Below are 19,242 nucleotides of genomic sequence, written 5' to 3'. Positions count from 1 at the left end.
GGACGAACGACGGGCGGCCGGAGACTGGGGAGTCTCCGGCCGCCGTCGTCGCTGGTCAGGTCACTGCTTGAGCATGTTGTCCAGCAGCAGGGCGCAGCGGATCAGGCCCAGGTGGCTGTAGGCCTGCGGGTGGTTGCCCAGCCCGCGCTCGGCCATCGGGTCGTACTGCTCGGGCAGCAGGCCGGTCGGGCCGGCGGTGTCCACCATCTGCGAGAACAGCTCCTCGGCGTCGGTACGCCGCCCGGTGCGCAGGTACGCCTCGATGAGCCACGCCGTGCAGATGTGGAAGCCGCCCTCGCGCCCGGGCAGGCCGTCGTCCCAGTGGTAGCGGTAGACGACCGGGCCGCTGCGCAGGTCCGCCTCGATCCGCAGGACGGTGGAGAGGAAGCGCGGGTCGTCGCCGGGGAGCAGGCCGGACAGCCCGATCCACAGCGACGAGGCGTCCATCTCCTCGTCCCCGTACGCCACGCTGTACGCCTCGACGGTCTCGTGCCAGCCGTACTCCAGCACGTTGGCGCCGATGCGGTCGCGCAGCTCCACCCACTCCGGCCGGTCCTCGCCGCCGTGCTGGCGCATCACGTGCAGCGCCCGGTCGACGGTCATCCAGCACATCACCTTCGAGAAGATGTGGTGCCGCGGGGGGAGGCGGGCCTCCCAGATGCCGTGGTCGGGCTCGTGCCAGCGGCGGCGGACCGCCTCGACCATGTTGTCGAGCACCCGCCACTCGTCCTCGCGGACGGAGCCGCGCGCGTCGGCCACGGCCGCGATCAGGTCCGCGATCGGGCCGAAGACGTCGAGCTGGAGCTGGTGGTTGGCGAGGTTGCCGACCCGGACCGGCCGGGAGCCGGCGTAACCGGGCAGGGTGTCGATGACCGCCTCGGCGCCCAGCTCGTAGCCGTCGACCGTGTAGAGCGGATGCAGCCGCTCCGGGTGCCCGCCGGTGCGCTCGATGCACCCGTCGACCCAGCGCAGCAGCGCCTCGGCCTCCTCGATCGAGCCCAGGTCGACCAGGGACCGCGCGGTCATCGCCGCGTCCCGCAGCCAGCAGTAGCGGTAGTCCCAGTTGCGGACGCCGCCCAGCTCCTCCGGCAGCGAGGTGGTCGCGGCGGCCAGGATCGAGCCGGTGGCCTCGTGGCAGAGCCCGCGCAGGGTCAGCGCGCTGCGGACCACCAGGTCCCGGGCGGTGCTCGGCAGCCGCAGGGTGGCCACCCAGTCCTTCCAGGGCTGCTCGGCCAGGGCCTGCCGCTCGTGGACGGGCAGCCGGTGGTGCTCCAGGCTGTGGGTGCCGAAGCGCAGCTCCAGCACGACCTGCCCGCCGGCGGCGGAGAGGTCGACGACCGCCTTGGCCGTCTCGTAGCCGCCGTCGTTGGTGACCTGCCACTCGACCCCGGGCGAGTAGAGCGCGACCGGCTCGTTGGAGCCGAGCACCAGCAGGCCGTCGCCGATCGGCTGCAACTGCACCGCGACCTGGCCGAACTCGGGCCGGGGCGCGAACTCCAGCCGGGCCCGGCCCGAGCCGGTGAGCACCCGGACCATCGTCGAGTCGCCGGTCATGACGGCGGGGCCGTCGGGCGTGGTCTCCCTGGCCGGCTTGTCCAGCCAGTCGGTGACGGTCAGGCCCGACCACCGGGTCTCGACGGTCATCGTGCCCGAGCGGTAGCGCTGGCCGAGCGGGATGCCCCCGCGTTCCGGCGCGACGCTGAAGTGCCCGGCCGGGCTGCCGCCGACCAGGTCGGCGAAGATCGCCGCCGAGTCCGGCTTGGGGTGGCACAGCCAGGTGACCTTGGCCTCGGGCGTGAGCAGGGCCACGGTCCGCCCGTTGGCCAGCATCGAGTGCCGCTCGATGGGCACCGCCCGCTCGCCGAAGAGCCAGTGCCGCCGGGTCTCCAGCAGCAGGCCGAGCGCGCGGGCGGCCTCGATCGGCTCGGCGACCCGGTAGCCGGCCTTGGTGTCACCGGGGCCGATCTTGATGCCGACGTCCGGCCCGTGCAGGTTGCCGAAGGCGTTCTCGTCGGTGACGTCGTCGCCGATGAAGAGCACCGCGCTGGCGGAGAGCTGGGTGCGCAGCTGGTCGACGGCCGTGCCCTTGTGGGTGGCGACCACCGACAGCTCGAAGACCTCCTTGCCCTGGGTGACCGTGACGTCGTCCCAGGTGGCGGGGCCGTTGCGGACCGCCTCGATGGCGGCGGCCGCGACCTCGGGGGCCACCCCGCGCGTGTGCACCGCGACGCTCGCCGGCTTGCGCTCCAGCCGGATGCCCGGGTGGGCCGCGGCGATCTCGCGCAGCGCGTCGCGCAGCCGGGTACGGACCGCGATCAGCTCGGGGGAGAGCCGCTCGACGAAGCCGATGTCGAACTCGGAGCCGTGGCTGCCGACGAGGTGGACCTCGCTGGGCAGCCGGGAGAGCGCCGCCAGGTCGCGCAGGGCCCGCCCGGAGACCACCGCCACGGTGGTCTGGGGCAGGGCGGCCAGCGCCCGGACGGCGGCCACGGACTCCGGCAGCGGCACGGCCTTGCTCGGGTCCTCCACGATCGGCGCCAGGGTGCCGTCGTAGTCGCAGGCGATCAGAAGCTGGGGCACCCGGGCGATCCGGCCGATGGCCGCGCGCAGTTCCGGGTCCATCGTGCCGGCCGCCGGGGTGATGATCTCGCTGGCGGCGTTCACGCGTCCTCCGTTTGAGGCACACCGAGCTCGGTGAGGAACGACTTCGCCCAGTGCCCCACATCGTGGGTGCGTAGATGGCGTTGCATTGTCCGCATTCTGCGGCGGGCCTCCGGCTTCTCGACGTGCACGGCCCTCAGCAGGGCGTCCTTGACCGCGTCAGGGTCGTGCGGGTTACACAGGAACGCCTGACGCAGCTCGGTGGCGGCGCCGGCGAACTCGCTGAGCACGAGTGCACCGCCCTGGTCGGCGCGCGATGCGACGTACTCCTTGGCTACCAGGTTCATTCCGTCTCGCAGCGGGGTCACCATCATCACGTCGGCGGCGGCGTACATCGCGGCCAGTTCAGTGCGACTGTACGACTGATGCAGGTAATGCACCGCCGGCACGCCGACCCTGCCGAACTCGCCGTTGATGCGACCGACCTCCCGCTCCACCTTCACGCGTAGTGCCTGGTAGTGCTCCACGCGCTCGCGGCTGGGCGTGGCGACCTGCACCATGACCGCGTCGGGAACTGTCAGCTTTCCGTCAGCCAGCAGTTCGCGGAAGGCCTTCAGCCGCAACTCGATGCCCTTGGTGTAGTCCAGCCGGTCGACGCCCAGGATGATCGTCTTCGGGTTGCCCAGCTCCTCGCGGATCTCCTTCGCCCGGGCCTGGATGCCCGGGTCGGCGGCCAGCCGCTCCATCTCCTTCGTGTCGATGGAGATCGGGAACGCGCCGGCCTTCACCTGGCGGCCGTCGACCTGGATCATCTGCCCCTCGTAGCGCAGCCCGAGCAGGTGCCGGGCCAGCCGGACGAAGTTCTGCGCGGCGAGGCGCTGCTGGAACCCGACCAGGTCGGCGCCGAGCAGGCCGCGCAGGATCTCGGTGCGGAACGGCATCTGCATGAACAGCTCGATGGGCGGGAACGGGATGTGCAGGAAGAAGCCGATCCGCAGATCGGGCCGCAGCTCGCGGAGCATCGCCGGGACGAGCTGGAGCTGGTAGTCCTGCACCCAGACCGTCGCCCCCTCGGCCGCGACCTCCGCCGCGGCCTCCGCGAAGCGGGCGTTGACCAGGCGGTACGCCTCGCGCCAGCGGCGCTTGTAGGCCGGCGTCTCCACCGCGTCGTGGTAGAGCGGCCAGATCGTCGCGTTGGACTGGCCCTCGTAGTAGCGCTCCAGTTCCTCCGCGCTCAGCGGTACCGGGTGCAGCCGGATGCCCTCCAGGTCGAAGGGCTCGGGGGCGGCGCCGGTGCCGCCGGCCCAGCCGACCCAGGTGCCCTGGTGCTCGGCGAGGACGGGGTGCAGGGCGGTCACCAGCCCCCCGGGGCTGCGACGCCACTGCCGTCCATCGGGTGTGCTCACCTCGTCGACGGGTAGCCGGTTCGCCACTACGACAAAGGAGCTGCGGACGGTCACGTTCGGCCACCTCCGGGTGCTGACGGGTCAACCGCGAATGAGCGTACTGAGCGTAGCTGCGGCTTCTGGGGCCCCGTGCCGGAGTCACCTACCCATCCCACGATGGTCCAACCCTTGGGGTGATCTTGTCGATACCCCTGCTCGGAAGCAGGGGTGGCGCGACGCGTCCGGAGCGTCGGGGGCGGGGTGATGTGGGCGCGACGGCGCGTACCTGTCAGGATTGACGATGGCGTGCGTGCGGCCGGCCACCGGCCGGCGGCGGCGGGCGGAGGTCGCAGCCCGCGCCCGCGCCCGCCGACCCCAGTCGCAACCTACGGAGGTAGCCCGCACCGTGGCCCAGTACATCTACGTCCTGGAAAAGGCGCGCAAGGCGCACGGCGACAAGGTCGTGCTCGACAACGTGACGCTGAGCTTCCTCCCGGGGGCCAAGATCGGTGTGGTCGGCCCGAACGGCGCCGGTAAGTCCAGCCTCCTCAAGATCATGGCAGGCCTGGACCGGCCGAGCAACGGCGAGGCCCGGCTGATGCCCGGCTACACCGTCGGCCTGCTCGCCCAGGAGCCCCCGCTCAACGACGCCAAGACCGTGCTCGGCAACGTCGAGGAGGCGGTCGCCGAGACCAAGGCCAAGCTGGAGCGGTTCAACAAGATCGCCGAGCAGATGGCCACCGACTACTCCGACGAGCTGATGGAGGAGATGGGCAAGCTCCAGGAGGAGCTGGACCACGCCGACGCGTGGGACATCGACTCCAAGCTCGAACTGGCGATGGACGCGCTGCGCTGCCCGCCGCCGGACGCCGACGTCACCCAGCTCTCCGGGGGCGAGCGGCGCCGGGTCGCGCTGTGCAAGCTGCTGCTGGAGGCCCCCGACCTGCTGCTGCTCGACGAGCCCACCAACCACCTGGACGCGGAGAGCGTCTCCTGGCTGGAGCAGCACCTGGCCAAGTACGCGGGCACCGTCATGGCGATCACCCACGACCGGTACTTCCTGGACAACGTGGCCGGCTGGATCCTGGAGCTGGACCGCGGCCGGGCCGTCGGCTACGAGGGCAACTACTCCACCTACCTGGAGAAGAAGGCCGCCCGGCTGGCCGTCGAGGGCCGCCGCGACGCCAAGATGAAGAAGCGCCTCACCGAGGAGTTGGAGTGGGTCCGCTCCAACGCCAAGGCGCGGCAGACCAAGTCCAAGGCCCGCCTCGACCGCTACGAGGAGATGGCCACCGAGGCGGAGAAGACCCGCAAGCTGGACTTCGAGGAGATCCAGATCCCGCCGGGCCCGCGCCTGGGCAACACGGTGATCGAGGCGCACAACCTGACCAAGGGCTTCGGCGACCGGGTGCTCATCGAGAACCTGTCCTTCTCGCTGCCGCGCAACGGCATCGTCGGCATCATCGGCCCCAACGGCGTCGGCAAGACCACCCTGTTCAAGACCATCGTCGGGCTGGAGCAGCCGACGAGCGGCGACGTCCGGGTCGGCGAGACCGTCTCGCTGTCGTACGTCGACCAGAACCGGCAGGGCCTGGCCGGGGACAAGACGGTCTGGGAGGTCGTCTCCGACGGGCTCGACCACCTGATGGTCGGCAAGGTCGAGATGCCGTCGCGGGCGTACATCGCCGCGTTCGGCTTCAAGGGGCCGGACCAGCAGAAGCCGACCAAGGTGCTCTCCGGCGGCGAGCGCAACCGGCTCAACCTCGCGCTGACGCTGAAGATCGGCGGCAACGTGATCCTGCTCGACGAGCCGACCAACGACCTCGACGTGGAGACCCTCTCCAGCCTGGAGAACGCGCTGCTGGAGTTCCCCGGCTGCGCCGTGGTCATCTCCCACGACCGGATGTTCCTCGACCGGGTCGCCACGCACATCCTGGCCTGGGAGGGCGACGACGAGAACCCGGCGAAGTGGTTCTGGTTCGAGGGCAACTTCGAGGCGTACGAGAAGAACAAGGTCGACCGGCTCGGCGCGGAGGCGGCCCGCCCGCACCGGGTGACCTACCGCAAGCTGACCCGTGACTAGCAGCGCGGACCGCTGCCGATCATGAGTGACCGCTTTGTCTACCACTGCACCCTGCGGTGGTCCGACCTGGACGCGTACGGCCACATCAACAACTCGCGCTTCCTCACCCTCTACGAGGAGGCGCGGGTGGCGTTGATGTTCGCCGGCGGCCGGGCGTGGGGAGTGGGCTCGTTCGCCGACGGCGTCGTGATCAGTCGGCACGAGATCGACTACCTGCGCCCGGTCGAGTACGCCCTCGGCCGGGCCACCGCCGAGGCCGCCCCCACCGTGCGCATCGAGCTGTGGGTGGAGGAGATCCGGGGCGCGTCCTTCACCGTCGCCTACGAGCTCTTCGACGGCGAGGTGCTGGCCAGCCGCGCCCGTTCGGTGCTGGTGCCGTTCGACCTGACCCGGCAGCGGCCCCGGCGGATCACCCCGGAGGAGCGGACGTTCCTGCTCACGTACGCGCCGCAGGGTCCGGTGGCGTGACGGCGGCCGACGGGCCGGTGGCCCCGGCGGGGGCCGGTGGCGGTGCGACGGTCGCCGGCGGGCACGGGATCGCCGACAGGGCCGACGCGGGGGCCTTCCTGGCCCGCCTCGTCCGGCTGGACGGCGGCGCGCCGGTCCGGCTCAGGTCGGCCGGCGCGACGGGCCGTACGGCCCTCTGGGGGCGTCTGCCGTGGGGCGTGCTGGTCGTGCGCACAGTGGCCGGCGCGGGCCCCGGCGACGCCACGGTTGCGGCCGGCGAGTTGCTGGCCGAGTTGGCGGCGGGCGGCGCGGCCCTGCCGACGCGGCGGGACGAGCGGTGGCGGTGGCCGCTGCCGCCCACGGCGAGCCGCCGGGTGGAGACGCTGCCGGGCGCGGAGCTGCGGCGGATCGCGGCGGCGGCAGCGGGAGCCCTGCGGGACGCCAGCACCCACGGCGTCGGCGGGCGTGCGGTCGGGCAGCGGGCGCTGCGGGACGCGCTGCTCGACCACGTGCCCGTGGTGGTCACCCCGGAGGACCCGCCCGGCGAGCCGGTCGAGGTGACCCAGCGGATGGTCCAGGGGTTGGTCCGGATGGGCTTCCTGGGGCCCGCCGAGGGGTCCGCCGGGACGGCCGGTGGGGGCGACGTCCAGGTGCGAACGGTCGGCCGATGGGCCGGCCTGGTGGGACCGTACGGAGCGATCTGGTCGCAGAAGGCCACCGATCTTGCCGTACGGCCCGTCTGAATTCATCCGTTCGGACGACCCGCAGTCATTCTTCTGTCCTGGGGCTGCCGTTGGGGGGGTGCTTCAACCCGGCTGTCCGGGTACCGTCCATCCTCGGATCCAACGCACCGTAGGCGACTGGATCCGCTGGGGAGTGAGGTGCGCGAGCGATGCCGTGGTGGTCATGGCGCCCCGGTCCCGCCAACGGCGGCGGCGACCCGGAAAGGCGGAGCGGGATCACAGTGGAGAGCACCGTCCGGGTCGGGCCACCGACCCCCCGTCAGCCGGCAGACGACTGCCCGCCGACGGAGCGAGCCGTGATCGCGGACATGTCCGCGACGGTCGAACCGGTAACCCTGCGCCGCGTCTGCGACGCACTCGACATGCTCGACGTGCGCTACCTGGCCGACGGCGACGGCAACCTGCTGGCCATGTGGGAGCGGCACGCCGTGCTGGTCACACTGGAGGGTCCGGAGGACGAGATCCTGGTGATGCGGGCCCGTCCACACGCGACGGTGCCGCCGGACTGGGCCGACCGCGCCTACCGCGTGGTCAACGAGTGGAACCACACCCGCCGCTTCTGCAAGGCCTACATCGGCGACCCGACCGAGCGCGGCCAGTTGCCGATCTACGCGGAGTTGCAGGTGCCGTTCGGCGCCGGGGCGCACGACGCGCTGCTGGTCGAGATGCTCGACTGCGGCGCGGCGGTCGCCACCAGCTTCGTGGACTGGCTGCACGACGAGGGCGCCCTGCTCTGAGCCGCCGGACGCGCGCCGGGCGACCCGGTACCGTCCGACGCCGTCGGGCCGCCCGGCATCCGCCGGGCGGCCCGCCCGCCAGCCGGGTCAGGCCGGCCCGGCCGGGTCCTCCATTGCGTTGACCATGAAGTAGGCGGCCCGCTCCAGGTAGTCCCACAGCGCGGTGGCGATCTCCGGCGGCAGGTCGAGCCGGTCCACGGCGCGGCGCATGTGGAGCAGCCACGCGTCCCGCTCGGCGGCGCCGATCCGGTACGGCGCGTGGCGCATCCGCAGCCGCGGGTGCCCCCGTTGCGCCGAGTACGTGTTGGGGCCGCCCCAGTACTGCATGAGGAACAGGGTCAACCGGTCAGCGGCCGGGCCCAGGTCCTCCTCGGGATACATGGGACGCAGCAGCGGGTCGTCGGCGACCCCGGCGTAGAACTCGTCCACCAGCTTGCGGAAAGTGGGCTCGCCGCCGACCGCCTCGAAGAGGGTCATCGACGCCCCGGGACGGTCGGACTCACCTGCGGCATTCACCGTTCCATCCTGCCAGGTGCCGCGTCGGGCGACCGGGGGGTGCCGACTGTGGGTCGGGTCACCGTGTGCCGCCGCTGTCCCGCCTCGCCGGGGCGACCGCCCAGCGGCCCGCCGGACCGCTCCTCCTCGGACCGCCCCTGCGCGCTCGCCGGCGTGGCGGGACCGGTCGCCCCGTCCGCCTGCCGGGGCGCCACTCCACCCGCCTGCTGGGCCGCCTCGACGGCCGCGTCGATCGCCGACCGGCTCGGCCAGCGCAGGGCGGCGAGCGTCATCAGCAGCACCCCGACGGCGCTCCACACCCCGACCACGAGCGGGATGGAGTATCGCTCGGCCAGCAGCCCGGTGACCAAAACGGCCAGGCCCTGGATGACCTGGACGCCGGTCGCCATCACGCCGAAGGCGCGGGCCCGGAAGCCGTCGGGCAGCGCCCGGACGAAGAGCCCGTTGGCCACCGGCAGCATGCCGGCGACGGCGAAGCCGCAGGCGGCGGCGAGCAGCGCCACCACCAGGGGCGGCGGGTCGAGCAGGGCGGGCACCAGGGCCAGCGGGGAGAGCACCGCCAACGGCCGCATCAGGCTCAGCCGGCGGTCCGGCCCGAACGCCCGGCTGACGATCAGGCCGCCGAGGATGAAGCCGACGGGGTTCGCCGCCATGATGATCGCCTGGGCGGCGCCGGCGTCCAGCTGGCCGGCGTGCTCGCTCGCCCAGGCGGCGGCGAGGCCCTCCGGCACCACGGAGAAGAGCATGGCGGCGAAGACCAGCACGGCGATGGCCCGCAGCACCGGCGTGCCGAACACGATCTGGAAGCCCTGCGCGGTCTCCCGCAGCAGGTGGCTGCGGTGCGCGGCGGTCATCGCCGTCGGTCGGTCGGCCACGCCGAAGCGGACCAGCGCGGCCGACAGGCCGAAGGTCGCCGCGTTCACCAGGAGTGCGGTGGTCGGGTTGAACGCGGCGATGGCCGCGCCCGCCAGGTAGCCGACGACCTGGGCGGCCTGGCCGACGCTGCTGATCATCGACAGCCCGACCACCAGGCGGTCCCCCGTGAGGATCAGGGGGATCAGCGCCGACTTGGCGGCCTGGCTCGGTGGATTGGCCAGCGTGGTGGCGAAGAGCAGGGCCAGGATCATCGGGACCGGCATGCCGGGGATGGCGATGCACACCATCAGCACCATCCGGACGAGGTCGCAGATCACCATGACCTGCCGGTAGCGGTGCCGCTCCGCGAGCGTGGCGAGCAGGGGGCCGCCGACCAGCCAGGGCAGGTAGCTCACCGCGAAGGCGGCGGCCGAGAGCGCGACCGACCGGGTCTCCTCGTAGACCAGCAGGGTGACCGCGGCCTTGGCGATGTAGTCGCCGATCCAGGAGAGCGCGCTCGCCGAGAAGACGGCGCCGTATTCGCGATTGGCGAACACCTCGCGGAAGGTTGCCGGCCCTTCCGGGGATGGTCGCTCGTCAGGCACCGTCGCCTCCATCGTTCCCCTGGCGGGCCACTCGTGATGGACGGCCCGGGAACCGTCGTCAGATCTACGGATCAGCGAGGACGTGATCACGCTCCGGGGGAGCGCGTGCACCGGATTTTGCCCGATCGTCCGACGAGTGGCTAGGGCGAAGGGGTAGATCGTCGCATCTCCGACTGAACGAACGGACGATACCCGAGGGGCCACCCGGCCCGCGACCCCCGCCGCCCGGCGTTCGGGCGCCTCAGGTGGCGCCGCCCTGCCCGGTCTCGCCGGGGGTGCGCACCGGCATGCCGGGGTAGAACCGGGCGGCGGCGATCTTCGCGGTGATGCCGGAGTTCTCCAACGCCTCGGCGAGCCGGCGACGCAGCTCCCGGCCGACGGCGAACTGCCCGTCCGCGGTCGTCTTGACCACCGTACGGATGACCGCGCCGTCGACCGTCATCTGCTCGACGCCCAGCACCTCCGGCGCCTCGACGATCTCCGGCGCCAGGTCGGGGTCGATCGCCACCGAGGCGGCGGCGGTCCGCAGCACGGCCGTGGCCTCCTCCGTGCCGGCGAAGCCGATCGGCAGGTCGACCACCACCAGGGCCCAACCCTGGCTCTTGTTGCCCACCCGGACGATCTCGCCGTTGCGGATGTACCAGAGCACGCCCCGCCCGTCGCGGACGGTGGTGACCCGCAGCCCGACCGACTCCACCACGCCGGTCGCCTCGCCGAGGTCCACGGTGTCGCCGACGCCGTACTGGTCCTCGATCAGCATGAACAGGCCGGCGATCAGGTCCTTGACCAGGCTCTGCGCGCCGAAGCCGAGGGCCACGCCCGCGATGCCGGCGCTGGCCAGCAGCGGGGCCAGGTCGAAGCTGAACTCCTTGAGGATCATCAGCAGCGCGATGCCGAAGATGAACGCGGTGCTCAGGCTGCGCAGCACCGAACCGATCGCCTCGGCCCGCTGCCGGCGGCGCTCCGGGACGAACTCGCCCGGCTCGACGGAGGCGGTGGGGATCCGCTCGCGCAGCGGACGCAGCATGGTCGGCACGCCCGCGTCGGTGGTGGTGCGCACCAGCCGGCGGATCGTGCGGTGCACCAGCCACCGGGCGGCGACCGCCAGTAGCAGGATCAGCGCGATCCGCAGCGGCTTGAGCAGGATCCAGTAGCTGCCCTCGGCGAACCACACCGAGCCGGTCATGTCGTAGACGCTCTTGCAGAGGGCGTCGTCCAGGCAGGTCGGCGACGGAGCCGGGTCCGGCGCCTCGACGGCGGGCAGGGCGGGCGGCGTCAGGCTGGCAACGGTCACGCTGTCTTCGTACCGCACCCGGCGGGGCCGGATCCCGCCGACCCTCCGCGGCGTGGCCCCGCCCGGCGTCCCGGGGGCCACGGCGCCGTGCGGGACGCGGGCGAACCGGTCACCCTGACACGCGCGGGGATCGCTTCCGGAGGGGCCCGGACAGTACGTGCAATCCCCGAATGGCCAGAACGCACCGGCCTCCAGCTGGGGAAACAGTTGTGGTTGCCAGGTTGCTGACCGTCGAGGGCCGCCGAGATCACCTGCCCCCAACATGATCCACCTGAACGCACATCGAGTTACGAGACGTCCCTAAGGCAGGCAGGGAGTGGCTCGATCATGAAGATCGTCGTCATCGGCGGCAGCGGGCTCATCGGCTCCAAGCTCGTGGAGAGACTCGCTGCCCAGGGTCACGAGGCGGTGCCGGCGTCGCCGAAGACCGGCGTGAACACACTGACCGGCGACGGAGTGGCGGAGGTGCTCGCCGGCGCCGGCGCCGTCGTCGACGTGACGAACTCGCCGTCGTTCGAGGGCGCCGCCGCACTGGAGTTCTTCGAGACGTCCACCCGGAACCTCCTCGCCGCCGCCGCGGACGCCGGGGTAGGTCACTACGTGGTGCTCTCCATCGTGGGTTCCGACCGGCTTCCGGACAGCGGCTACATGCGGGCGAAGGTCGCCCAGGAGAAGCTCGTCGCCGCGTCCGGGCTCCCGTATTCGCTGGTCCACGCCAGCCAGTTCTTCGAGTTCATCCAGGGCATTGTCGACGCCGCCACGGACGGTGACACCGTGCACCTCGCGCCGGTGCTCATCCAGCCGATGGCAGCGGACGACGTCGCGGCCGCGGTGGCCGAGGTCGTGGTCGGCGCGCCGACGAACGCCGCGGTCGAGGTCGGTGGCCCGGAGCAGTTCCGCCTCGACGAACTGGGACGATCCATTCGGGCGGCCAAGCAGGACCCTCGTTCGGTGGTGGGTAGCTCCGGCGCTCGGTACTTCGGTACCACGCTGGAAGAACGCTCGCTCCTGCCCGCCGACGGCGCCCGCACCGCTGGTACGCGCCTCGATGACTGGCGAACGCGGGCGACCCACCGAAAGTGAGCCGGCGCGCTACGTGGGTGGGACGGGAGGCGGGGGCACGCTCTCTCCCTGTTCCGCCTCAACCTGGGCTCTCACCGCCCACGCCGCAGGAACGGCCAGCGCACCTGTACGCCATGACGACGAGGGACAGGCGAACCGAGGGTCACCGCCTGGAGAGGGGTTTCCCGCTTCACGTCAGGCACTCTTGTGATCTTGAGTTGGCTTGATCGAGATTACGGAGATCAATGCAAATGCAAGATCATCGGGCGTGGATCCGGCACGACTGAGATCGAAAACGGGTGTGAAACGTCGAAAGTCGCTGAGGGCTCCGGCCCTGCTCAGGGGCCGGATCTGCCCGTTTCCGGGTGATGCCCACTTGGCTTGTCACATTAGTACGTGCAATCCGGGGTCCGATCAGGGACGATGGGCGCACGGACGTCGGTGATCCGGCCGGCGTCGGCCGTGGTGGGTCGCCGTGCCCGTTTCCGGTCGGCGGTGGCGAGCAGGGGCCGCTGAACCGGGAGGGTGAACGCGATGCCTGACATACGACCCACGGTGGGCTCCGGTGCGCTGGTCCTCAACGCCACCTACGAGCCGCTGTGCGTCGTGTCGGTGCGTCGTGCCGCCATTCTCGTGCTCTCCGCCAAGGCGGTATGCGTCGCCGACGGCGACGGCATCCTGCACAGCGCCCGCGACGCGCTGCCGGTGCCGTCGGTCGTCCGGCTCACCCGCTTCGTACGGGTGCCCTACCGCACCCACGTCGGGCTCTCCCGCCGCGCCATCTTCGCCCGGGACGGCTGGCGTTGCGCCTACTGCCGGGGCCCCGCCGAGACCATCGACCACGTCTTCCCGCGCAGCCGGGGCGGTAGGCACGCCTGGGAGAACGTCGTGGCTGCCTGCGCCCGGTGCAACCACACCAAGGGCGACAAGACGCCGGCCGAGCTGGGCTGGCGGCTGCACGCGCTGCCGGCGGCCCCGAAGGGCACCGCCTGGCGGGTGCTCGGCCACCGGGCGCCGGATCCCCGCTGGGCCGACTGGCTCGACCTGCGCGAGCCCGAGGCGGCCTGACCGTCGCCCGCACCCGGGGACGCGGCCCGCGGGCGGCGTCGGGGGCCGGTCACGTCGTGCGGGCCCGGACCAGCGACGCGAAGACCACCACGTTGTCGGCGTACCCGGTCTCCCCGCCCACCCAGCGCCCGCCGCAGGTGATCAGGCGCAGCCGGGGGCGGCTGAAGTCCCCGAAGACCTCGTCCACCGGCAGCCGGTCCTTGTCGAAGCGCTCGACGGAGTCCACCTCGAAGACGGCCACCGACCGGTCCTGCCGGGCGATCTCGATCCGGTCCCCGTCGTGCAGGTCCCGCAGCTTGTGGAAGACCGCCGGCCCGGTGCTGGTGTCGACGTGCCCGACGATCACCGAGGGTCCGTACTGCCCGGGGGTCGGGCCCTGGTCGTACCAGCCGGCCTCCTGTGCGCGGGCGGCGTCCGGCACCGCGATGCTGCCGTCCGGGGCGATGCCGACGCCGTGCACGGGCGCCCGGACGTCGATCGGCTCGATCTCGATGCCGACGGGCCGGCTCGCGGGCAGCACCGGGAACTTCTTCGGCGCGGGTCGCAGCCCCGCGAGGAACCGCTCCGGCAGCACGCTCACGCCGGCGATCCGCTCCACGCCGAGCATCGTGATGATCAGCGCCATCAGCGTCCCGATCACGAGGACCGGCAGGCCGGGCCCTCGGCCGAGGGCCCACCGACCACGGCCGGCCGGGATCCGGCGGTACCGGGGCCGGGCGGGCAGCGGACCGGCGGCCGGATCGGTGGTGGCGACGCTCGCCGACACCGCCTCCCCGGCCACCCGGCGCAGCCGGCGGGCGGTCGCGGCCGCCGCCCGGCGGGACGCCCGCAGCGCCCGCCGGGTGGTCGCCCGGACCCGGCCCGGATCCGATCGCCTGGTACGCCTCTGGGAGCCGGCCATGGCGACGGCGGGTCAGGAACCGGACCCGGTCCGGCGGCGGTTGCCGAAGAAGCCGAAGCCGACGGCCAGGGCCACGACCGCGAGACCGCCGATCATCAGCATCGAGCCGGTGCCCGAGGCGGCGGTGCCGCCGCCCCCGGTGGCCGGGCCCTTGCTGGGCTGCTCCATGTTCAGCACCGTGAGCGTGGTGGTCGCGGTCTTGCCGTTGTCGCAGCGCAGGTCGACCGGGTAGTCGCCGGGCTCCTTGCTGCCCGGGATGGTGACCTGGCCGGTCAGGAAGCCGTTGTCCGGCCGCAGCATCACCCGCCCGAAGGCGTCGGAGTGCACGTCGGCCTGGCGGTTGTTGGCGTTGTCGCAACCGGCCCGGATGCTGACCCGGGTGCCGGCCTGCGCGCTGTTGGGCACCACCTCGACGAAGGTGTTCTCACCCGCCCACGCGGGTGCGACGGTCGTCAGAACGAAGGCCCCGACCAGCCCCAAGACGGTCAGAGCGCGGGTCAGGGCACGTTGGAACGCTGTGAGCACCGGCATGATCCCCCCTTCCGGTGACGATCACCGGAATCCTCCCCCGGGCAACAGGGCCTGCTTTCCCGCTGGCCGCAGGGCAAACCCGGGGCGGGTCAGCGCTGCCGGTCGGCGGGGGGCAGCGGGGTGACGGGCTGCCACGCCAGGGGGGTGGAGAGCACCATCGTGCTCGACGGCTGGCCGTACGGGGCGAGTCGGTCGATGACGCCCTCGAAGTCGTCGATCGACCCGGCGGCCACCTTGAGCATGCTGCACGCGTCGCCGGTGATGCGGTGGATCTCCAGGATCTCGGGCCAGCCCGCCACGTTCGGGTCGTGCAGGATGCACCGCGCCCCGTAACAGGACATCCGGATCAGCGCGACCACGGTGCGGCCGGCCCGGGTCAGGTCGACGTGGGCGTGGTAGCCGGTGATCACCCCGGACTCCTCCAGCCGGCGCACCCGCTCGGCCACGGCCGGCGGCGACAGGTGCACCCGTCGGGAGAGCTCGCTGAAGGAGAGGCGCGCGTCGGCCTGCAGTTCCCGCAGCAGCGCCCAGTCCATGTCGTCCATGAGGCGACCTTACTTTCTCGAAGCCGAATGAGGCTCATGCCTTCTGCGTCGCAGGTCAGACGGGGTGAGCGCCGTTGATCCGGCATTCCATCCGGGGGTTCCGCCGAGAGATCATGTCGGCATCCCGAAAACGGCCGACCGTCGGCCGTCCCGGGGTGACGAAGCAGAGGGAGGCCACCGGTGAAGCAGACGGACGTGCGCGTACCCGCCAAGGCGGCGGTGCGCCCGGCGACCCCGCGGCAGCGCGCGGCCCGCGCCGCCCGCAACGGCGGCGAACCGACGCTGGAGTTCGCCGAGCGGGTGCCGTACGACGCGTACGTGCACGCCAGCACGCTGCACCAACTGCAACAGCCGCTGAGCGACGACCCGGGTGAGATGTCCTTCCTGATGGTCAGCCAGATCATGGAGCTGTACTTCGGGCTGACCTGCCACGAGCTGCGCGAGACGCAGCGGCTGCTGCGGGCCGACCGGGTGTGGGACGCGCTGGCCCCGCTGCGCCGCGCCGCGCTGCACCTGGAGGGGCTGAACGCGGCCTGGAACGGGCTGCGCTGGATGACCCCCGCCGACTTCAACCGGTTCCGCAACCTGCTGGGCGAGGGCTCCGGCTTCCAGTCGGCGATGTACCGCCACCTGGAGTTCCTGCTCGGCCTCCGCGACGAGACGCTGATCCGGCCGTTCCGGCGGCAGACCGATGTCTACACCGAGCTGCGCGCGACCCTGGCGGCGCCGAGCCTCTGGGACGACGTGCTCGCCCTGCTGGCCCGGCACGGCCACGACCTGCCGGCCGACCTGCTCGACCGGGAGTTCGCCGCCGAGCACCAGCCGCATGCCGCCGTGGAGGCCGCCTGGGTGCGGATCTACGCCGAGCCCGGGCCGGAGAACCACCTGCGGATGCTGGGCGAGGCGCTGACCGAGGTGGCCGAGCAGTTCGGCGACTGGCGGCAGCACCACGTCAAGGCGGTGCAGCGGACAATGGGCGCCAAGGTCGGCAGCGGTGGCTCCGCCGGACTGGCGTGGTTGCAGCGCAGCATGGCCCGGGTGGTCTTCCCCGAGCTGTGGTCGGCCCGGACAGCGATGTGACCCGAGAGCGAGACGACCCCATGACCACCCCCGCATCCGATTCGTCCAGCTTCGCCGCCGGTGAGGCCGAGGCACGCCGCCTCGACGCCGCCCACCCCGGGCACCGCCACCTGTTCCACGTGCCGCCGGCCGACGGCGGGCGCTTCCGCGACGCCGCGTACCTGGCCGGCAACTCCCTGGGCCTGCAACCGCGGGCCACCCGCGACGAACTCCTCGCCGACCTGGACGCGTGGCGCCGGCTCGGGGTCGAGGGGCACCTGGAGGCGGAACGCCCCTGGCTGCCGTACCACGAGCTGCTGACGGCGCCGGCCGCGCGACTGGTCGGCGCCGCCCCGGCGGAGGTCGTGGTGATGAACTCCCTCACCGTCAACCTGCACCTGCTGATGGTCAGCTTCTACCGGCCGGCGGGGGCGCGCACCAGGATCGTCATCGAGGACAGTGCCTTCCCCTCGGACAGCTACGCCGTGCGCAGCCAGGTCCGCTTCCACGGCCTGGACCCGGACACCACCGTCGTCCGGCTGCGCCCGCGCGCGGGCGAGGACACCCTGCGCACCGAGGACGTGACCGCCTACCTGGCCGCCGAGGGCGACACGGTGGCGCTGCTGCTGCTCGGCGGGGTCAACTACCTCACCGGCGAGCTGATGGACATCCCGACGATCACCGCCGCCGGCCGCGCGGCGGGGGCCGTGGTCGGCTGGGACCTGGCGCACGCCGCCGGCAACGTCCCGCTGGCCCTGCACGACTGGGACGTCGACTTCGCGGCCTGGTGCTCCTACAAGTACCTGAACTCCGGGCCCGGCGCGCTGGCCGGCGTCTTCGTGCACGAGCGGCACCTCGGCGACCCGGACCTGCCCCGCTTCGAGGGCTGGTGGAGCACCGAGGCGGCCACCCGGTTCGAGATGACCCCCGTCTCGCGGCCGCCGGCCACCGTGGAGGCCTGGCAGATATCCAACCCGCCGATCTTCGCGATGGGCCCGGTGCGGACCTCGCTGGAGCTCTTCGACGCCGTCGGGATGCCCGCGCTGCGCGAGCGCAGCCTCCGGCTAACCGGCTACCTGGCGGGGCTGCTGGACGAGGTGACCGCGAACCGTCCGCTGACCGTGGTCACCCCGCGCGAGCCGGAGCGGCGCGGCTGCCAGCTCTCGGTGCGCATCGGCGCGGGCAGCGCGGCCGGGCTGGCCAAGCGGCTGCGGCACGAGCACGGCGTGATCGCCGACGCCCGGGAGCCGGACGTCATCCGGTTCGCCCCGGTGCCGCTCTATTCCACGTTCCACGACTGCTGGCGGGTCGCCGACGCGCTGGCCGCCACGGTGGAGGTGCACGCATGACCGACGAGCGGAACGAGATCGCGGTGGTCGGCGCGGGCCTGGCCGGCTGCCTGCTGGCGTGCTTCCTGGCCCGGCGCGGCTACCCGGTGGCGCTCTACGAGCGGCGACCCGACCCGCGTACCGGCACGGTGGAGCGGGGACGCTCCATCAACCTGGCGCTCTCGGAGCGGGGCCTGGACGCGCTGCGCCGCATCGGCCTGGACGAGCAGGTGCTGGCGGACGGGCTGCCGATGCGCGGCCGGATGATCCACCCCGTCGACGGCGAGGCGCAGTTCCAGTCGTACAGCGCCTCGGGCGACCGGGCGATCAACTCGATCAGCCGGGGCGCGCTGAACAACGCCCTGCTCGACGCGGCCACCAGCCTGCCCGGGGTGCGGGTCGCCTTCGACCACCGGCTCGTCGGGCTGGACCCGACCAGCGGCGAGATGACCTTCGAGACCCCGCAGGGCACGGTCGCGGCCACCGCGTCGGTCGTCCTCGGCACCGACGGCGCCGGGTCGGCGGTGCGCGGGCAGCTGCTGGCGTACGGGCTGCTGACCGAGAGCGTGGACTTCCTCGACTACGGCTACAAGGAGCTGACGATCCCGCCGCTGGGCGGGGACTTCGCCCTCGACCCGGAGGCGCTGCACATCTGGCCACGCGGCACCTCGATGATGATCGCGCTGCCGAACCCGGACCGCTCGTTCACCTGCACGCTCTTCTGGCCCACCCACGGCACCGCCAGCTTCGCCTCGCTGGGCAGCCCGGCGGCCATCGAGCGGCACTTCGCCGAGCACTACCCGGACCTGCCGCCGCTCGCCCCGGGCCTCGTCGACGACTACCAGCACAACCCGGTGGGCGTGCTCGGCACCGTCCGCTGCACCCCGTGGCAGGCGTACGGGAAGGTCGGCCTGCTCGGCGACGCGGCACACGCCATCGTCCCGTTCTACGGCCAGGGCGCGAACTGCGCCTTCGAGGACGTGGTCGAGCTGGACCGCTGCCTGGACGAGTGCGCCGACGACTGGTCGGAGGCACTGCCGCTGTTCCAGCAGCGGCGGCAGGAGAACGCCGAGGCGATCGCGCAGATGGCGCTGGCGAACTTCGTGGAGATGCGGGACAAGGTCGCCTCCCCGCTGTTCCAGGCCGGCCGGAAGGTCGAGCACGCGCTGGAGCGGGTGCTGCCGGGCCGGTACGTCTCCCGCTACGAGCTGGTGTCCTTCTCGACCACCCCGTACGCGGAGGTGCGTCGCCGGGTCCGCCGGCAGCACCGGGTGCTCGGGGTGGTGGCCGCCGGGGCGGCGGCGCTGCTGGCCGGCGCGGTCGGCTTCACGATCAGCCGAGGGAGGCGTCGATGACAGTGACCTGGGATCCCCGGCTGATGGCCGGGCGGGCGCCCGACGGCCCGGGCCTGCTGCGCAACTTCGTCGGTGGTGAGTTCGTCGAGGGTGGGCGGCGGTTCGTCAAGTGCAGTCCGGTGACGGG

At 72.5% G+C, this 19,242-nt stretch carries 17 protein-coding genes; 9 read left to right on the top strand and 8 right to left on the bottom strand.

What is annotated here, in order from left to right:
- Window positions 1-60: 60 nt before the first annotated feature.
- Together otsB and ACFHW0_RS18325 are read right to left on the bottom strand one after the other, a co-directional pair.
- Window positions 61-2,622: a trehalose-phosphatase gene (otsB, locus tag ACFHW0_RS18330; RefSeq protein WP_416609378.1), complete on the bottom strand. Its 2,562-nt coding sequence runs from the start codon at window positions 2,620-2,622 to the stop codon at window positions 61-63.
- 38 nt (window positions 2,623-2,660) lie between these two features.
- Window positions 2,661-4,061 (bottom strand): alpha,alpha-trehalose-phosphate synthase (UDP-forming), encoded by a 1,401-nt coding sequence (locus ACFHW0_RS18325; protein ID WP_416609195.1) that lies wholly within the window; start codon window positions 4,059-4,061, stop codon window positions 2,661-2,663.
- A gap of 331 nt (window positions 4,062-4,392) precedes the next feature.
- On the opposite strand from ACFHW0_RS18325, the gene ettA reads away from it, so the two are divergent.
- The 4 genes from ettA (at window position 4,393) to ACFHW0_RS18305 (ending at window position 7,996) form a co-directional block, all read left to right on the top strand.
- Entirely contained in the window at window positions 4,393-6,069 is a 1,677-nt protein-coding gene (gene ettA / locus ACFHW0_RS18320; RefSeq protein ID WP_357867258.1) for an energy-dependent translational throttle protein EttA, read from the top strand.
- Between the two features lie 21 nt (window positions 6,070-6,090).
- Window positions 6,091-6,537 carry an acyl-CoA thioesterase gene (locus ACFHW0_RS18315; protein WP_358086721.1) on the top strand — a complete coding sequence of 149 codons (447 nt, stop codon included), beginning with the start codon at window positions 6,091-6,093 and terminating at the stop codon, window positions 6,535-6,537.
- Window positions 6,538-6,554: 17 nt separating this feature from the next.
- Window positions 6,555-7,259, top strand: a complete 705-nt coding sequence (locus ACFHW0_RS18310) for a hypothetical protein (protein ID WP_416609376.1) — start codon at window positions 6,555-6,557, stop codon at window positions 7,257-7,259.
- 149 nt (window positions 7,260-7,408) lie between these two features.
- Window positions 7,409-7,996, top strand: a complete 588-nt coding sequence (locus ACFHW0_RS18305; RefSeq protein ID WP_416609192.1) for a YbjN domain-containing protein — start codon at window positions 7,409-7,411, stop codon at window positions 7,994-7,996.
- An 87-nt stretch (window positions 7,997-8,083) separates the two neighbouring features.
- Here ACFHW0_RS18305 and ACFHW0_RS18300 read toward each other — a convergent pair whose 3' ends face one another.
- The 3 genes from ACFHW0_RS18300 to ACFHW0_RS18290 form a co-directional block, all read right to left on the bottom strand.
- Window positions 8,084-8,512: a globin gene (locus ACFHW0_RS18300; protein WP_121399420.1), complete on the bottom strand. Its 429-nt coding sequence runs from the start codon at window positions 8,510-8,512 to the stop codon at window positions 8,084-8,086.
- Window positions 8,509-9,984 (bottom strand): MFS transporter, encoded by a 1,476-nt coding sequence (locus tag ACFHW0_RS18295; RefSeq protein WP_416609190.1) that lies wholly within the window; start codon window positions 9,982-9,984, stop codon window positions 8,509-8,511. The genes ACFHW0_RS18300 and ACFHW0_RS18295 overlap by 4 nt, the downstream gene beginning before the upstream one ends.
- Before the next feature lie 229 nt (window positions 9,985-10,213).
- Window positions 10,214-11,266 (bottom strand): mechanosensitive ion channel family protein, encoded by a 1,053-nt coding sequence (locus tag ACFHW0_RS18290; protein ID WP_416609188.1) that lies wholly within the window; start codon window positions 11,264-11,266, stop codon window positions 10,214-10,216.
- Between the two features lie 327 nt (window positions 11,267-11,593).
- Here ACFHW0_RS18290 and ACFHW0_RS18285 point away from each other — a divergent pair, with 327 nt between their 5' ends.
- Both ACFHW0_RS18285 and ACFHW0_RS18280 read left to right on the top strand, forming a co-directional pair.
- A complete protein-coding gene (locus tag ACFHW0_RS18285) occupies window positions 11,594-12,349 on the top strand; it encodes an SDR family oxidoreductase (RefSeq protein WP_416609186.1) in 756 nt (251 codons plus the stop codon).
- A gap of 513 nt (window positions 12,350-12,862) precedes the next feature.
- Window positions 12,863-13,396, top strand: coding sequence for an HNH endonuclease (locus tag ACFHW0_RS18280; protein ID WP_091628780.1), 534 nt, complete (start codon window positions 12,863-12,865; stop codon window positions 13,394-13,396).
- A gap of 49 nt (window positions 13,397-13,445) precedes the next feature.
- Here the strand turns inward: ACFHW0_RS18280 and ACFHW0_RS18275 are convergent, their stop codons facing one another.
- The 3 genes from ACFHW0_RS18275 to ACFHW0_RS18265 form a co-directional block, all read right to left on the bottom strand.
- Entirely contained in the window at window positions 13,446-14,297 is an 852-nt protein-coding gene (locus tag ACFHW0_RS18275) for a class F sortase (RefSeq protein ID WP_416609184.1), read from the bottom strand.
- 12 nt (window positions 14,298-14,309) lie between these two features.
- Window positions 14,310-14,828 carry a hypothetical protein gene (locus ACFHW0_RS18270; RefSeq protein WP_416609182.1) on the bottom strand — a complete coding sequence of 173 codons (519 nt, stop codon included), beginning with the start codon at window positions 14,826-14,828 and terminating at the stop codon, window positions 14,310-14,312.
- Between the two features lie 89 nt (window positions 14,829-14,917).
- A complete protein-coding gene (locus ACFHW0_RS18265) occupies window positions 14,918-15,373 on the bottom strand; it encodes an Lrp/AsnC family transcriptional regulator (protein WP_416609180.1) in 456 nt (151 codons plus the stop codon).
- 180 nt (window positions 15,374-15,553) lie between these two features.
- Between ACFHW0_RS18265 and ACFHW0_RS18260 the strand changes: the two genes are divergently transcribed.
- The 3 genes from ACFHW0_RS18260 to ACFHW0_RS18250 are packed head-to-tail and all read left to right on the top strand — an operon-like array spanning window position 15,554 to window position 19,115.
- The gene (locus ACFHW0_RS18260) at window positions 15,554-16,453 is read left to right on the top strand and encodes a tryptophan 2,3-dioxygenase (protein ID WP_416609178.1); all 900 of its coding nucleotides are present in this window, start codon (window positions 15,554-15,556) and stop codon (window positions 16,451-16,453) included.
- Window positions 16,454-16,473: 20 nt separating this feature from the next.
- On the top strand, window positions 16,474-17,781 hold the full coding sequence (gene kynU / locus ACFHW0_RS18255; protein ID WP_416609176.1) for a kynureninase: 1,308 nt from the start codon (window positions 16,474-16,476) through the stop codon (window positions 17,779-17,781).
- Window positions 17,778-19,115: an FAD-dependent oxidoreductase gene (locus ACFHW0_RS18250; protein ID WP_416609174.1), complete on the top strand. Its 1,338-nt coding sequence runs from the start codon at window positions 17,778-17,780 to the stop codon at window positions 19,113-19,115. Before kynU ends, ACFHW0_RS18250 begins: the two co-directional genes overlap by 4 nt.
- Window positions 19,116-19,242 lie beyond the last annotated feature (127 nt).

The sequence above is a fragment of the Micromonospora sp. LOL_025 genome (genome assembly GCF_048060285.1).
GTDB lineage: Bacteria > Actinomycetota > Actinomycetes > Mycobacteriales > Micromonosporaceae > Micromonospora.
This window is presented reverse-complemented; position numbering and strand designations above follow the sequence as displayed.

Coding starts and splice junctions, on each gene's coding strand:
- ACFHW0_RS18280 (WP_091628780.1), top strand. CDS start 12,863: ATGCCTGACATACGACCCACGGTGGGCTCCGGTGCGCTGGTCCTCAAC.
- ACFHW0_RS18275 (WP_416609184.1), bottom strand. CDS start 14,297: ATGGCCGGCTCCCAGAGGCGTACCAGGCGATCGGATCCGGGCCGGGTC.
- ACFHW0_RS18270 (WP_416609182.1), bottom strand. CDS start 14,828: ATGCCGGTGCTCACAGCGTTCCAACGTGCCCTGACCCGCGCTCTGACC.
- ACFHW0_RS18250 (WP_416609174.1), top strand. CDS start 17,778: ATGACCGACGAGCGGAACGAGATCGCGGTGGTCGGCGCGGGCCTGGCC.
- kynU (WP_416609176.1), top strand. CDS start 16,474: ATGACCACCCCCGCATCCGATTCGTCCAGCTTCGCCGCCGGTGAGGCC.
- ACFHW0_RS18265 (WP_416609180.1), bottom strand. CDS start 15,373: ATGGACGACATGGACTGGGCGCTGCTGCGGGAACTGCAGGCCGACGCG.
- ACFHW0_RS18315 (WP_358086721.1), top strand. CDS start 6,091: ATGAGTGACCGCTTTGTCTACCACTGCACCCTGCGGTGGTCCGACCTG.
- ACFHW0_RS18295 (WP_416609190.1), bottom strand. CDS start 9,984: ATGGAGGCGACGGTGCCTGACGAGCGACCATCCCCGGAAGGGCCGGCA.
- otsB (WP_416609378.1), bottom strand. CDS start 2,622: ATGGACCCGGAACTGCGCGCGGCCATCGGCCGGATCGCCCGGGTGCCC.
- ACFHW0_RS18285 (WP_416609186.1), top strand. CDS start 11,594: ATGAAGATCGTCGTCATCGGCGGCAGCGGGCTCATCGGCTCCAAGCTC.
- ACFHW0_RS18305 (WP_416609192.1), top strand. CDS start 7,409: ATGCCGTGGTGGTCATGGCGCCCCGGTCCCGCCAACGGCGGCGGCGAC.